The sequence below is a fragment of the Bacillus sp. SIMBA_074 genome, from assembly GCF_046534555.1.
Classification (GTDB): Bacteria; Bacillota; Bacilli; order Bacillales; family Bacillaceae_G; genus Bacillus_A; species Bacillus_A mycoides.
On sequence record NZ_JAWRYM010001150.1, the window covers coordinates 1 to 240 of the forward strand.

1 protein-coding gene is annotated in these 240 nt (G+C 46.7%); it reads right to left on the reverse strand.

Annotation, left to right across the window (positions count from 1 at the left end; genetic code table 11):
• Nucleotides 1-9: 9 nt before the first annotated feature.
• A partial coding sequence (locus tag SB773_RS34340) for an orotidine 5'-phosphate decarboxylase / HUMPS family protein (RefSeq protein WP_410594993.1) occupies nucleotides 10-240 on the reverse strand: 231 nt, incomplete at its 5' end.

Consider the following 240-nt stretch of genomic DNA (forward strand, 5'->3'; position numbering starts at 1 on the left):
GGTGATTCATTATTTTCGATCCGCTTCAACTGCTTGCACGATACTTTGCCAAGTAGCCACTGGATCTTTTGCATTCGTAATCGCACGACCAATCACGAGATAATCGCTTCCCAAACGGAAAGCCTCTTCTGGTGTTGTAATTCGGGTTTGATCTCCCTGATCAGCTCCGATTGGACGAATACCAGGTGTCACGGTCACGAATGCATCACCTGCTGCCTTTTTAATCATAGGAACCTCAAG